Raw genomic sequence first — 13,573 nt, forward strand, 5'->3', positions numbered from 1 at the left:
AAAGTGACCTTTATTCACCTCCTGACAGCAGCGAGCCGTTGCGCTTGGCGCTGCGCAAAAGGGCAATGAAGGTCGCAAAAGATGCAACGAACAGCCCGGCGTTGATGACGAGCGCATCGATCATCAGGTCGGCGCGGAAGACATGATCGATGAGAAGCGCGCGCATGCCCTCGAACACGTAGGTCGGCGGCAGCGTCCAGGCGATGTACTGCAGCCAGACCGGCAGGACGTCGGCCGGATAGTAGATGCAAGCGAGCGGCATCACCGCGAACATCAGCGTCCAGACGATGCTCTCGGCACCCAGCCCGTTGCGCAGCACGAGGCCCGAGGCGAACACGCCGACCGACCAGCTCGTGAAGATCAGATTGCAGAAGAACGCGATCAGCGGCAGCCCGAGGCTGTAGAAGTTGAAGCCGAAAAACCACAGCGCCATCAGCGTCATCGGGATCACGCCGATGGCGAGCCGGATCACGCTCATGATCATCAGCGAAAGCAGGAACTCGATCGGCTTCAGCGGGCTCATCATCAGGTTGCCGAGGTTGCGCGACCACATCTCCTCGAGGAACGAGATCGAGAAGCCGAGCTGACCGCGGAACAGGATGTCCCACAGGATGACCGCGCCGATCAGCGTCCCGCCGGCCCGCGCGAAGAAGCCTGATGTCTGGGAAATGTAGGTCTGTAGAAAGCCCCAGGTGATGATCTGCAGCGTCGGCCAGTACACGAGCTCCAGCAGCCGCGGCCATGACGAGATCAGGAGATACCAATAACGCAGCACCATCGCATTGATGCGATGCAGTGAAATCCTGCGATCATGACGGCTGACGATCTCGCTCACGTCGTGCCCTCCCGCACCCGGCCGCGCGCGACGTCGAGGAACACCTCTTCCAGCGTGTCGCGGTTGTAGCGCGCCATGATCCCGTCGGGACTGTCGTCGTCCTCGATCTTGCCGCGCTTCAAGATGATGACGCGGTCGCACAGACGCTCGACCTCCAGCATGTTGTGCGATGCAAGCAGGATCGTCGCGTTGTGGGTCTTGCGATAGGTCTCCAGGTGCTGGCGCACCCAGTCGGCGGTATCGGGATCGAGCGAAGCGGTCGGCTCGTCCAGCAGCAACAGGTCCGGCTCGTTGATCAACGCCTTCGCCAAGGCGACGCGCGTCTTCTGTCCCGCCGACAGCTTGCCGCTGGCGCGGTCGATGAAGTCCGTCAGGTCGAGGTCGGCCGCAAGCTGCGCGATGCGTTCGCGCAGCTGCTTCACCGCATAGAGCCGGCCGAAGATGGTGAGGTTCTGCCGCACGGTGAGCCGCATCGGCAAGTCGACATAGGGGCTTTCGAAATTCATCCGGCCGAGAACGTCATAGCGCTGCTCGGGGATATCAGCGCCGAGCACCTGGATGCGGCCCGAGGTCGGCAGCACCAGGCCCATGATCATCGCGATCGTCGTGGTCTTGCCGGCGCCGTTGCCGCCGAGCAGCCCGGTGATGCTGCCGCGCGCGATACGGAACGTGACGTCATCGACCGCGCGGGTGGTCTTGTAGACCTTGACCAGATGCGCGACATCGATCGCCGCCGGCGCTGTTGGATCGGCTGCCGGCGCTTGGACATCGGCCGCCGGCGACTGCCCCTGACCTGTCTCGCGTTGCTGCATTTGGCCCGTTCATTGGGCCATTGCGACAATAAGCGCAAGGGTTGCCCCGAAACCATTGAGCTAAGTCGCGAATTTGTGCGCCAACCGCAGTGCAGCTAAAGTCCTGGAATGACCGACGTCGCAGCTTCCGATTTCCGCCTCCCACGCCGCTATGTCCGTCTGGATACGATTCTGCGGCTGCGTTGGCTGGCGGCGCTCGGCCAGCTCGTTGCGATCTTCATCGTCGCGCAGGGGCTGGAATTCGAACTCCCTATCGTTCCCTGCGTCGGCATCGTCGCGTTCTCGGCCATGCTCAATCTCGGGCTGCAGATCGCCTTCAACCCGATGCAGCGGCTGGAGCCGGTCTATGCGGCCGCGCTGCTCGCGCTCAACATCGTCGAGCTCGCCGGGCTGCTCTATTTCACCGGCGGCCTGCAGAACCCGTTTTCATTCCTGTTCCTTGCGCCGGTCCTGATCTCGGCGACGGTGCTGCCGATCCGGCTGACCATCGCGCTTGGCTGCCTCGCGGTGGCCTGCGCCTCGGCCTTGTTCTTCTTCCATCTGCCGCTGCCATGGGAGGCCGACGATCCCCTGGTGCTGCCGCCGGTCTATCTGCTCGCCGTCTGGCTTTCGATCGTGCTCGCGATCGGCGTCACCAGCCTCTACGCGTTCCAGGTGACCGAGGAGGCACGCAAGCTGTCCGATGCGCTCGCCGCGACCGAATTGGTACTGACGCGCGAACAGCATCTGACCCAGCTCGACGGCCTTGCCGCGGCCGCCGCCCATGAGCTCGGCACACCGCTCGCGACCATCTTCCTGATCGCGCGCGAGCTCGAGAAGACGGTCAAGGACCCGCAGCTCGCGGCCGACCTGAAGACCCTGCACGAGCAGGCGCAGCGCTGCCGTGACATCCTGAGCAAGATCGCACAGCTCTCCTCCAGCGGCGCGCCGTTCGACAACATGAAGCTGTCGACGCTGATCGAGGAGGCGGTGGCGCCGCATCGCGATTTCGGCATCAACATCAAGGTGCGGCTTGCTGTCGCACCTACGCGCGAGCCCGCCTGCGCCCGCAATCCCGCGATCCTTTATGGCGTCGGTAATATTCTCGAAAATGCCGTCGATTTCGCGCACCAGGCCGTCGAGGTTAACGCGTGGTGGAATGCCGAGACCGTCGAGATCGTAATCTCCGACGACGGCCCCGGGATCGCGCCGGCCCTGCTGAAACGGATCGGGGAACCTTATTTGTCGCGCCGCCGCGGCGCGGATGAAGTGAAAAGCACGCATGGCGGCCTTGGTCTGGGCGTTTTCATCGCCCGCACGCTGCTGGAACGGACCGGCGCAAAGGTCTCGTTCTCGAACCGCACCTTCCCCGATCACGGCGCGGTCGTGCAGATTGTCTGGCCCCGCGACCGTTTCGAGGCGGTCGAAACAGAACCTGAACCGGCGTCTTAAGAACGATTCTCGATAACGCGTCTGTCATTAGGGACGACGGCGCCGCGACTTTAGGCTGCCTTGGCAGCGCCGCAGTGCGACGCCATATGTTTGGTATTGGACACAGGGAAAACAGGACCGTGAACGCCATCGCCGAACTGAATGATCTCACCGACCGCTCGCTCCTCATCGTCGAGGACGACAAGCCGTTCCTGGAGCGCCTGTCGCGCGCCATGGAAACGCGCGGCTTCGCGGTGAAGTCGTGCGATACGGTGTCCGACGGCCTGGCCGAAATCGGCCGCGCCGCGCCGGCCTTCGCCGTGGTCGACCTCCGGCTCGGCGACGGCAACGGCCTCGACGTCGTGTCGGCGCTGAAGCGCAAGCGCCCCGACGCGCGTGCGATCGTGCTCACCGGCTACGGCAACATCGCCACCGCCGTCACCGCCGTGAAGATGGGCGCCGTCGACTATCTGTCGAAACCGGCCGATGCCGACGACGTCGTCGCAGCGTTGCTGGCGAGCGGCACCGAGAAGTCCGAATTGCCGACCAATCCGATGTCGGCCGACCGCGTGCGCTGGGAGCACATCCAGCGCATCTACGAGATGTGCAACCGCAACGTCTCGGAAACCGCGCGCCGGCTCAACATGCACCGTCGCACGCTGCAACGTATCCTCGCCAAGCGCGCGCCGCGGTAAGCGTCGTTTCACGTCGTTCTTCGTCATGGCCGGGCTTGTCCCGGCCATCCACGTTTTTGGTGCCGCGCGGAGAATAAGACGTGGATGCCCGGGACAAGCCCGGGCATGACGACGACGAAGCGACGTCTCTAAAACTCCCCATGCCCCTGTGGATCGACCAGCCGGTTCATCCGCTGCGCCGCGGCGATCGCAAAGCGCACCATCATCGCCTTGCGGGTCGGTGCCGGCAGGCGATGCTCCGGCGCCTCGCAATGCAGATGCGCGCCGTAGGCGTCGGCGATGATCAGCCCGGTGTCGGCGGGAAAGATCTCGCACGACAGATCCTGCGTGAAGGCAAAGAACAGCCGGTCGCAGTGCATCCGGTAGTCCTGCCATTTCTGGTCGGCGCGCAAATCCTCCACCGAGGATTTGATCTCGACGATCCAGATCTCGCCGCGCTCGTTCAGCGCCACCAGATCGGCCCTGCGGCCCGACGGCAGCGGCAGTTCGCTGATGCAGGAAAATCCCAGCGATCGCAAAAGCCTCGCCGTGCCGCGCGCGATCGCAAGCGCGGTCTCCGACTTGCGTCGGTCGGGTGCTGGCACAAGCGCGATCTGGCGGGCGGGCGATTCCATCCCCTGAAGACTAGCCGATTCCGCGGAGGCCGCCCAACGGGCTGCGGCCCGAATCGGCCGCAAATTCGCGGCCGGGCCGCCTTGTTTTGGGCCTCAAGCCACCGTGAAGCCGATGGAACTTTGGTTCCGAGGGGACGGAACCACTGGAGGAAGCCCATGAGGTCACGCATCACGCTTCGCTCGCTCGCCTTCGCTCTCGCAGCCCTTCCGCTATCCGCAGGACTATCCACCGCCATCGCCAAGCCTGTGGTCGAGGTCGCCTTCGTGCTCGACACCACGGGGTCGATGGGCGGACTGATCGAGGGCGCCAAACGTAAGATCTGGTCGATCGCCACCGCGATCGTCGATTCCAACCCCGACGCCGACATCCGCATGGGGCTCGTCGCCTATCGCGACATCGGCGACGACTATGTCACCAAGAAGATCGAGCTTACCCGCGACATCCAGGACCTCTACGCCAATCTACTTGAGCTGAAGGCGCGCGGCGGCGGCGACTGGCCCGAGAGCGTCAACGAGGCGCTCGATGTCGCCGTCAACAAGCTGCAATGGACGAAAGGCGCCGACGGCACGCGCATCGTGTTTCTGGTCGGCGATGCGCCGCCGCACATGGACTATGCGCAGGACACCAAATATCCGGTCACGCTCGCGGTGGCCAAACAGAAGAACATCATCGTCAACGCCGTGCTCGCCGGCAATGCACGCGACACCGAGCGGGTGTGGCGCGACATCGCGCAGAACGGCAACGGCGAATTCATCCCGATTCCGCAGGACGGCGGCCAGGTCGTCCTGATCGAGACGCCCTACGACGAGGACATCATCATCCTGCAGCGCGAGATCAACGGCACCGTGATCCCCTACGGTCCGCGCGCGTTGCAGCGGCGCACCGAATCCAAGACCAAGCAATTGTCTGAAGTCGCCGCGGCCTCGCCGGCGCGCGCCTCGGAGATGGCGAGCTTCATCAACAAGCGCGCGAAGGCGACCTCGGAAGCCGTCACCGGCGAAGGCGACCTCGTCGCTGATGTTGCCACCGGCGGCAAAGATGTCTCCGGAATCAAGGACGAAGACCTGCCGGACCACCTCCGCGCCATGACGCCCGCGCAGCGCACCGCCGAGATCAACAAGCAGATCGAGCAGCGCAAGGCGCTCAACGAGAAGCTCGCCGCGCTGGTCACCAAGCGCGACAAATACGTCGCCGACCAGCGCACCAAGGCCCCGAAGACGTCGTCCTTCGATCGCGTCGTCGAGGAGACGCTGAAGGCGCAGGTCAAGCGGTAGGATCTGGCGATACACCCTCCATTCCCTCCCCCGCTTGCGACCCGCCAGCGGGAGAGGGAGCCCGACCATTGTGCTCTCCTTACGAGAGGTTGATCGTCACGGCGATGGCGGCCCGAGGATCACACCTTCATTGCCGCGCAGTTCGAGCACGCCTTCGACCTTCTCGCCCTCCCGGTCCAGGGCGGTCGACAGCAGGATCTCATTGCTGAAGCCAATCGCGCTTGACGTGATGGTCGCCGGCTCAGCGCCGAAATTCAGCGCGATCACCACCACGCCTTCCTCGCAACGCCGCCGATAGAACAGGACATTGCCCTGCGCCGCCACCGGCTCGTAGCTGCCGCTGACGAGCTGCGGCAGCCTTCGCCGCAATGCGATCAGCGCCTTGTAGAGATTCAAGATCGACGACTTGTCCGCTTCGAGGCTCGCGACATTCCCCCTGATGAAATCGTGCGCCACTGGCAGCCACGGCGTGGCGTTCGAAAAACCGGCATTGGGCCCGGTGCTCCATTGCATCGGCGTGCGGCAGCCGTCGCGGCCGACGCCGATATCAGGCACGTTCTTCTCAAAGGGATCGCGCACCTGGTCCGGCGCGATGGGTTGCTGGCGCAGGCCGATCTCGTCGCCGTAGTAGAGCGTCGGCGTGCCGCGCAGCGTCAGGAGCAGCATCGCCGCGACCCGCGCCTGGTCCGGCCCGACCCGGCTCGCGACCCTCGGCCGGTCGTGGTTGCCGAGCACCCAGTTCGGCCACGCGCCCGGCGGCAGCGCCTTCTCGTAGTCGGCGATGATTGCCTCGACCGAGCGCGCGCTCCATAAGGTCGACAGCAGCGCAAAATTGAACGGCATCTGCGCGCCGCGCAGATCATTGCCGTAGTAGGCGACCAGCCGATGCAGCGGCAGATAGACCTCGCCGATCAGCACGCGATTGTCGAACTCCTCGGTGACGCGGCGCATCTCGGTAATGACGGCATGCACTTCGGGCTGATCAGTCGAATATTGCGTCAGGACCTTCTCGTGCGGCGGGCGGCCCTCGCGATAATGCGGGTTCGGCGGGTTGTCGCGGAATTCGGCGTCCTTGATCAGGTGCCAGATCACGTCGACGCGGAAGCCGTCGACGCCCTTGCCTAGCCAGAAGCGCATCACGTCATAGATCGCCTGCCTGACGTGCGGATTGCGCCAGTTGAGGTCGGGCTGCTGGGTCAGGAAGGCGTGATAGTAGTATTGACCGGACGCATCATCATACGTCCACGCGCTGCCGCCGAATTCCGACAGCCAGTTGTTGGGAGGCCCGCCGCCGGGCGCCGGGTCGCGCCAGATATACCAGTCCCGCTTCGGGTTATCGCGCGAGCTCTTCGCCTCGATGAACCAGGGGTGCTGGTCGGAGGTGTGGTTCGGCACCAGATCGAGGATCAGCTTGAGGCCGGCGTCGTGAGCGGCCGCGATCAACTCGTCGAAATCCTCCATCGTCCCGAACAGCGGATCGATGCCGGTGTAGTCGGAGATATCATAGCCGAAATCGACCATCGGCGAGGGGAAGATCGGCGACAGCCAGATGGCATCGACGCCGAGCCGCGTCAGATAAGGCAGCCTTGCGATGATGCCCTTGATATCGCCGACGCCGTCGCCATCGGTGTCCTGAAACGAACGCGGATAGACCTGATAGAAGATCCCGTGCCGCCACCAGTCTCTGTCGCCGTGATCCATCCCGCCCCCAAGCTCGCAAGCCGGCCCAACGAAGGCAACGCCCGATGCCGCCGTTTGGTTCAGGGATGACCTGCAATTCGGGAAGGAAAATGGCGGCTGATCAGTGCCGGCCCATAGCGATCTGGTAGATGGAGATCAGGACCTCGAACAGGATCAGGAGGATGATGATCAGCTCCAGCCGCAGCGAGCGGCTGGTGTCGATGATATCGGTCAGCACCTGCGCACTCTCGGCGATGACGGCGAGCTTGCGGTTCAACGCTTCCGCACGTTCCTTCAATTCGTATTCATCCTCGAGCCGGGAATAGAGCCGCTCGAGCTGCGGCTTGTCCCAGAGGATGTCAGGCTTCTCCGCGATCTCGACCGGGCCGGCCACGCGATGCCGCAGCGACAGCGCGTTGCCGATATGCTTGAGGATCGCGATGCGGCCGCCATGCATCCGCCCGCTCTTGGCAAGGTCGCGCGCGAACGGCTCGGTGGTGTCGAACACCGCCGCGACCTCGCGCTCGTGGCGGGCCAGCACCACGCTCTTGGCGAGCGCCTCACCAACCAGAATCAGCCGCTCGGGCGACAGGCTTTGCAGGTAGATCGGGCCACCGGGCGGAATCTGGTCGTCCTTTTCGGAGGCGAGCTCGATGATCGCGATCTCCTCCTCGCGCCGCGTGAACGGGCCAGCCATGCGCGACTGCAGCCCGCGCAGGAATTCATCCTCCTCCAGCGCGTTGAGGCCGATCAGGACGACGACGCCGTAACGGAACAGGATCGCGACGCCATTGTCGCTGACGCGGAAGGCCAGCGGCGTGGTCGCCAGCACGTCGCCGCGCTCGAGGCCGGATGTGTTGATGCGGTCCGCGACGAAGAAGGCGCGTGCGGTGGTCCGGGGTCCGCCGAGCGGCGATTTGGAGGCCTGGGTCATGGAATTCCGGACTGCGAGGGCCTAAATCACGGTGGAGAGCAACGGCATACCGACCTGCCCTCAAATTGTGCGGTCGAACCCGACCTTATCACGGTCTGTTTTGGGATCACACGCCACCCGATGTGCGTTTCCGGTCCGTGTTGACGGCTCCTTCGGGAGGCCTATGGTGACCTCATGGATGACAAGACCGAGACTAAGCCGAAGGCTGGCGCGATCATCGTGCCGGTGACGCTGTTCGAACAGAACTGCACCATCATTTGGCATGAGCCGACCAAGAAGGCCGTGGTGATCGACCCCGGCGGGGACGTGCCGAAGATCCAGGCCGCGATCAAGCAGACCGGCGTCACCGTCGAGAAGATCTGGCTGACGCACGGCCACATCGATCATGTCGGCGGCGCCGCGGAGCTGCGCGACGCGCTGCAGGTCAAGATCGAGGGCCCGCACATCGCCGACAAGTACCTGCTCGACAATGTCGTCTCGAGCGGCGAACGCTTCGGCATGACGGGTGTGCGCAATTTCGGCCCCGACCGCTGGCTCGACGAGGGCGACCAGGTCTCGATCGGCGACCTCACCTTCGACATTCTGCATTGCCCCGGCCATTCGCCCGGCAGCGTGGTGTTCTTCAACAGGGAACTGCGCTTCGCCCATGTCGGCGACGTCCTGTTTGCCGGCTCGGTCGGGCGCACCGACCTGCCGGGGGGCAGCCATGCGACGCTGATCCAGTCGATCAAGCAGAAGCTGCTACCGCTCGGCGACGATGTCGGCTTCATCTGCGGCCACGGCGCGGGCTCGAGCATCGGCCAGGAGCGGATGACGAACCCGTTCCTGACCGGCGAGATGTAAGCCGCCCGCGGTTCTAGCTTCGGCTGCTATTTCATCAGGCCCGCGGCGGTCAGCGCGCGGGCGATGACGCGGCCGACATTGATGCCATTGCCGCGCGGCTTTCGCGGGCGGCTGCTGCGGCGACCCGACGCCGCCGGTTCAGGCTCCGAGGCCGGCACCGGTATAGTCATCGAGATCGTGTCGGCGCGCTCGCGCGGAACACCGGTCGGCGCGACGTGCGGCTGGCGAGCCTGATCGGTCAGGCCGAAGAACGCCGCGATGTGATAGGACGAGGAAATTCCGGCCTCGATCAGGAACGCCCCCTCGACGCCATAGCGCTCGTCATTGCCGGCGAGGCCGAGCGGCGTGCCGTGCGCCATGTCGGTGATCGAATAGGATTCGACCAGCGTCTCGCCATCGGCATCCCACCAGACCTCGCGCGGATGACCGTCGACATCGGCCTTCGACATCGCAGCAGACGGCAGGCCGTGAACGTCGAGCCACTGCCTGACGATCGCATCGGCATTGCCCGGATGCACGGTGCGGTCGGCGCTGCCGTGCCACACCGAGATCTTCGGCCAGGCGCCGTTGTGCTTCGAGGCCTTGCGCACGCGATCGCCGAGCTCCGGCGCGGCCAGTGTGCTGCCATGCATCATGGCGTGCAGCGCCTCGCGCAAATTGCTCGCGACGCCGAACGGCAGACCCGCAATGATCGCGCCGGCGGCAAACACATCCGGATAGGTCGCGAGCATGACGGAGGCCATCGCGCCGCCGGCAGAGAGGCCGGTCACATAGACCCGGCGCGGATCGATGTCGTGCGTGCCGACCATGTGCGCGATCATCTGCCTGATCGAAGCAGCCTCGCCGCGGCCACGCGCGATGTCTTCCGGATCGAACCAGTTGAAGCAGGTGTTGCCGTTGTTGACAGACTGCTGCTCCGGCATCAACAGCGCGAAGCCGTAATGCTCTGATAGCGTCGACCAGCCGGCACCGTGATCATAGGACGCCGCAGTCTGGCCGCAGCCATGCAGCACGACGACGAGCGCGGGCGACCGCGCCAGCTGCGCGGGCACGAACGAGAACATCTTCAGTGCGCCGGGATTGGCGCCGAATCCGGTCGTCTCGACGAGCGGCGTCGGTGCGGCGGGCGTAAACGCGCCGAGGCCGTTGAACGCATTCATCTTCGGCAGATGACGCAGAAATTCGACGTTGTTGACGAGTGACAACAGCAGCTCCGGTGATTGTTTTCGCGATCCTTACCTTCACCAGATAATTGCTGCATCGCAAAATAGAAAGGCCGTGCGCTGTCATTCCCCCGGAATTGTGAGATTCCGTTAACGCGCGATCAGGCGCTAAAGCGCGATGAGGATGAGCCTTCATCGCGCTTTAGCTCTTTGTTTAGGCATGATCTTTTCGGAAAACCGCTTCACACTTTTCCAGATCATGCTTTGGCGCGACGCATCCATGACAGAAATGCGGCGGAACTCATGATCGACAGCACAAACAATGCGCATGCCGCAAACAGCGCCACACGTGCTGACGTCATGGCCTCGATCGCGAAGAACACGGCGCCGATCGCCGCAACGCCTGCCGCGTTTCCAATCTGCGTCGTCGTGCCGTACATGCCGGAACCGGCGCCGGCGCTCGCCGGCTTCACGGTCGAGAGCACCGCGCTCGACAGCGGCGCCATCACCAGTCCCTGGCCGTAGCCGAAGATCATCAGGACCAGCGCGAGCATCAGCGCCGACGGCGCTGCTGTTGTCTCGACCATCGTCACGAGCGCTGCAAGCCCGACGACCTGCAGGCCACACCCCTCGATCAGCACCAGCGTCCCGCGATGCAGCGCCCGCACGCCGCTGTGGCGCGAGGCGACCACGAAGGTCAGCGCCAGCGGCACGAACACGAGCCCCGCCTGCAACGGCGCAATCTGCAGCGCCTCCTGCATGAACATGGTCATGACCAGATAGAAGGAGAGATTGGCGAAGAAGAAGAAGAACACCGCGACCAGCCCGCGCATGAAGGCGAGATCTGACAACAGCGACAGGTCGATCAACGGCATGCCGCCGCGGCGCGCGACACTCCGCTCCAGCCGCACGAACGCCGCGATGATCGCAACCCCCGCCGCCATCACCAGCCACACCCACGCCGCCCAACCCACATCGTGGCCGAACAGCAGCGGCCCGATCAGGCAGAGCAGGCCGGCAAACAGCACGATTGCGCCGGGAAGATCGAGCCTTGTGCCGACGCGGCGCGGCACCGTCGGCATGATCGAAAGCGCAGCCGCGATGATGACGGCGCCACAGGGCACGTTGACGAAGAACACCGCACGCCAGCCGAGGCCGGCGAGATCGAGCGTCACCAGCACGCCGCCGAGCATGAAGCCCGCGGCACCGGCAAGCCCGAGCACGATGCCGTAAATACCGAACGCCCTTGCGCGGGCGGAATCGGAGAACAACAGATGTAGCGTCGCCAGCACCTGCGGCACCATCAGCGCCGCGGTCGCGCCCTGCGCGAGCCTTGCCGTGATCAGCTCGGGCCCGGATTGCGCAAGCCCGCACCACAGCGAGGTCAGCGAGAAACCGGCGACGCCTGCGACGAACACGTTCCTGGTGCCATAGATATCGCCGAGCCGGCCGCCGGTGACCACCAGCGTCGCGTAGCCGATCAGGTAGATCGCGATCACGGCCTCGATCTGCGCCGGGCTCGCATGCAGCTCGACGGCGATGGTCGGGATCGCGACATTGACGATGAAGGCATCGACGCCGAACATGAACTGCGCGGCGACGACGATCGCGAGCACCCACCAACGGCGGGATGTATCCACCGGCGTCGAGACGATCTCGTGCATGCGTGGTCATCCTGTCCAAGAATACGTTGCCACCATCATCAGCAGATTCCGGTCATCGCCTCGATTACCTCGGACGTAAGCGTCGGTTCACGGGCGCGTCATCCTGACGCCGTCCCGTCCGCGCCGGCTCCGCCCGCGCAACTTGCGTTGATGCGCTGGGAAACATTCCGGACGGCGGCAAGCGGCGCCGATTTGCGCAACAACCATGCGGGCGCCGCAGCCCCGGAGCATTGCCTTGCTCCGGCCCAACCCGTAGTTTGGCGAAAAGCCCCCGATAACGAACGTCCGGAGAGAACGACCCATGGCGCGCCTCAAGTTCGGAGCCTTCCTCGCCCCGCATCATCCGATCGGCGAGCATCCGATGCTGCAATTCCGCCGCGACCTCGATTTCGTCGAGCAGCTCGACGCGCTCGGTTACGATGAATTCTGGTGCGGCGAGCATCATTCGTCGGGCTGGGAGACCATCGCCTCGCCGGAAATGTTCCTGGCCGCGGCCGGCGAGCGCACCAAGCGCATCAAGCTCGGCACCGGCGTGATCTCACTGCCCTATCACCATCCCTTCAACGTCGCCCAGCGCATGGTGCAGCTCGACCACATGACCGGCGGCCGCGCCATTTTCGGCTCCGGCCCCGGCGCGCTCGCCTCCGACGCGCACACGCTCGGCATCGACCCGATGACGCAGCGCGACCGCCAGGACGAGGCGATCGCGGTCATCCGCCGCCTGTTCAACGGCGAGCGCGTCACCGCCAAGAGCGACTGGTTCGAGATGCACGACGCCGCGCTGCAGATCCTGCCGTTGCAGGAGGACATGCCGTTCGTGGTGGCCTCGCAGATCTCGCCGTCGGGCATGACGCTCGCCGGCAAGTACGGCATCGGCATCATCTCGCTCGGCTCGATGTCGACCCAGGGCCTGATGGCGCTGCCGCAGCAGTGGCAGTTCGCCGAGGACGCCGCCAAGAAGGCCGGCACCACAGTGAGCCGCGCGAACTGGCGCGTGCTGTTGTCCTGGCACATCGCCGAGACGCGCGAGCAGGCGCGGCGCGAGGCCGGCGCCGGGCTGATGCGCTGGCACAACGAGTATAATGTCGGCACCCTGATGCGGCCGGGCCTGACGGCGTTCTCCTCGCCGGATGAAGCGGTCGACAAGACCGCGTTCGTGGAAGGCGCGGCGTCCACGATCGGGACCCCCGACGACCTCGTGAAGATGATCAAGAACCTGGTCGACGTGTCCGGCGGCGTCGGCGCGATCATCGGCTTCGCGCATGACTGGGCCAACCCGGAAAACACCCGCCGCAGCTGGGACATGGTCGCGCGCTACGTCGTGCCCGAGATCAACGGCTATATCGACGGCCTGCGCAAGTCGCGCCAGTTCGTGATCGACAACCGCGCGGTGTTCGAACGCGCAGGACAAGCCGTGATGGCCAAGATCATGGCCAACGACAAGGCCGCCGCCGCGCTTCAGCAAACCGGCCCGGGCCGCGTCGCGATTCCGGCCGTGAACGCGCCCGATCTCGCGAAGGAAGCGGCGAAGCAGAAGGTGTGAGGGCGTCATCCGCGCTCCATCAAGTCGTCCCGGCGCAGGTCCCTGCCCCGTCATCCTTGTATGGGGTGTGAGGTGTCAAGAGGGCGTCGTTTGTTGGCGGCGGTC

Annotated in this window: 12 protein-coding genes; 5 read left to right on the plus strand and 7 right to left on the minus strand. The window is 64.8% G+C overall.

The genetic code is table 11. The annotated features are described in order from the left end of the window. Window positions 1-10: 10 nt before the first annotated feature. Both ACFFWD_RS27200 and ACFFWD_RS27205 read right to left on the minus strand, forming a co-directional pair. Window positions 11-778: an ABC transporter permease gene (locus ACFFWD_RS27200; RefSeq protein ID WP_376970440.1), complete on the minus strand. Its 768-nt coding sequence runs from the start codon at window positions 776-778 to the stop codon at window positions 11-13. A gap of 53 nt (window positions 779-831) precedes the next feature. Then, window positions 832-1,647, minus strand: a complete 816-nt coding sequence (locus ACFFWD_RS27205) for an ABC transporter ATP-binding protein (RefSeq protein WP_376970404.1) — start codon at window positions 1,645-1,647, stop codon at window positions 832-834. A 108-nt stretch (window positions 1,648-1,755) separates the two neighbouring features. On the opposite strand from ACFFWD_RS27205, the gene ACFFWD_RS27210 reads away from it, so the two are divergent. Together ACFFWD_RS27210 and ACFFWD_RS27215 are read left to right on the plus strand one after the other, a co-directional pair. Then, window positions 1,756-3,078, plus strand: a complete 1,323-nt coding sequence (locus ACFFWD_RS27210) for an ActS/PrrB/RegB family redox-sensitive histidine kinase (protein WP_376970406.1) — start codon at window positions 1,756-1,758, stop codon at window positions 3,076-3,078. Between the two features lie 119 nt (window positions 3,079-3,197). After that, complete coding sequence (locus ACFFWD_RS27215; protein ID WP_376970408.1) at window positions 3,198-3,752, plus strand: ActR/PrrA/RegA family redox response regulator transcription factor; 555 nt, start codon at window positions 3,198-3,200, stop codon at window positions 3,750-3,752. 128 nt (window positions 3,753-3,880) lie between these two features. Here ACFFWD_RS27215 and ACFFWD_RS27220 read toward each other — a convergent pair whose 3' ends face one another. Further along, on the minus strand, window positions 3,881-4,366 hold the full coding sequence (locus ACFFWD_RS27220) for an MmcB family DNA repair protein (protein WP_376970410.1): 486 nt from the start codon (window positions 4,364-4,366) through the stop codon (window positions 3,881-3,883). 156 nt (window positions 4,367-4,522) lie between these two features. Between ACFFWD_RS27220 and ACFFWD_RS27225 the strand changes: the two genes are divergently transcribed. Further along, the gene (locus ACFFWD_RS27225) at window positions 4,523-5,641 is read left to right on the plus strand and encodes a vWA domain-containing protein (RefSeq protein WP_376970412.1); all 1,119 of its coding nucleotides are present in this window, start codon (window positions 4,523-4,525) and stop codon (window positions 5,639-5,641) included. Between the two features lie 96 nt (window positions 5,642-5,737). On the opposite strand, the gene ACFFWD_RS27230 is transcribed toward ACFFWD_RS27225, so the two are convergent. Continuing rightward, on the minus strand, window positions 5,738-7,342 hold the full coding sequence (locus tag ACFFWD_RS27230) for an alpha-amylase family glycosyl hydrolase (RefSeq protein ID WP_376970414.1): 1,605 nt from the start codon (window positions 7,340-7,342) through the stop codon (window positions 5,738-5,740). Between the two features lie 100 nt (window positions 7,343-7,442). Next, window positions 7,443-8,255: an RMD1 family protein gene (locus tag ACFFWD_RS27235; RefSeq protein ID WP_376970416.1), complete on the minus strand. Its 813-nt coding sequence runs from the start codon at window positions 8,253-8,255 to the stop codon at window positions 7,443-7,445. Window positions 8,256-8,429: 174 nt separating this feature from the next. Between ACFFWD_RS27235 and ACFFWD_RS27240 the strand changes: the two genes are divergently transcribed. Then, window positions 8,430-9,098: an MBL fold metallo-hydrolase gene (locus ACFFWD_RS27240; protein WP_376970418.1), complete on the plus strand. Its 669-nt coding sequence runs from the start codon at window positions 8,430-8,432 to the stop codon at window positions 9,096-9,098. A gap of 26 nt (window positions 9,099-9,124) precedes the next feature. On the opposite strand, the gene ACFFWD_RS27245 is transcribed toward ACFFWD_RS27240, so the two are convergent. Continuing rightward, entirely contained in the window at window positions 9,125-10,303 is a 1,179-nt protein-coding gene (locus ACFFWD_RS27245; RefSeq protein ID WP_376970420.1) for an extracellular catalytic domain type 1 short-chain-length polyhydroxyalkanoate depolymerase, read from the minus strand. A gap of 215 nt (window positions 10,304-10,518) precedes the next feature. Next, complete coding sequence (locus tag ACFFWD_RS27250) at window positions 10,519-11,925, minus strand: MFS transporter (protein ID WP_376970422.1); 1,407 nt, start codon at window positions 11,923-11,925, stop codon at window positions 10,519-10,521. Between the two features lie 301 nt (window positions 11,926-12,226). On the opposite strand from ACFFWD_RS27250, the gene ACFFWD_RS27255 reads away from it, so the two are divergent. Further along, window positions 12,227-13,468, plus strand: a complete 1,242-nt coding sequence (locus ACFFWD_RS27255) for an LLM class flavin-dependent oxidoreductase (protein ID WP_376970424.1) — start codon at window positions 12,227-12,229, stop codon at window positions 13,466-13,468. The last annotated feature ends 105 nt before the right edge of the window (window positions 13,469-13,573 follow it).

The sequence above is a fragment of the Bradyrhizobium erythrophlei genome (assembly GCF_042430365.1).
GTDB classification, from domain to species: domain Bacteria; phylum Pseudomonadota; class Alphaproteobacteria; order Rhizobiales; family Xanthobacteraceae; genus Bradyrhizobium; species Bradyrhizobium erythrophlei.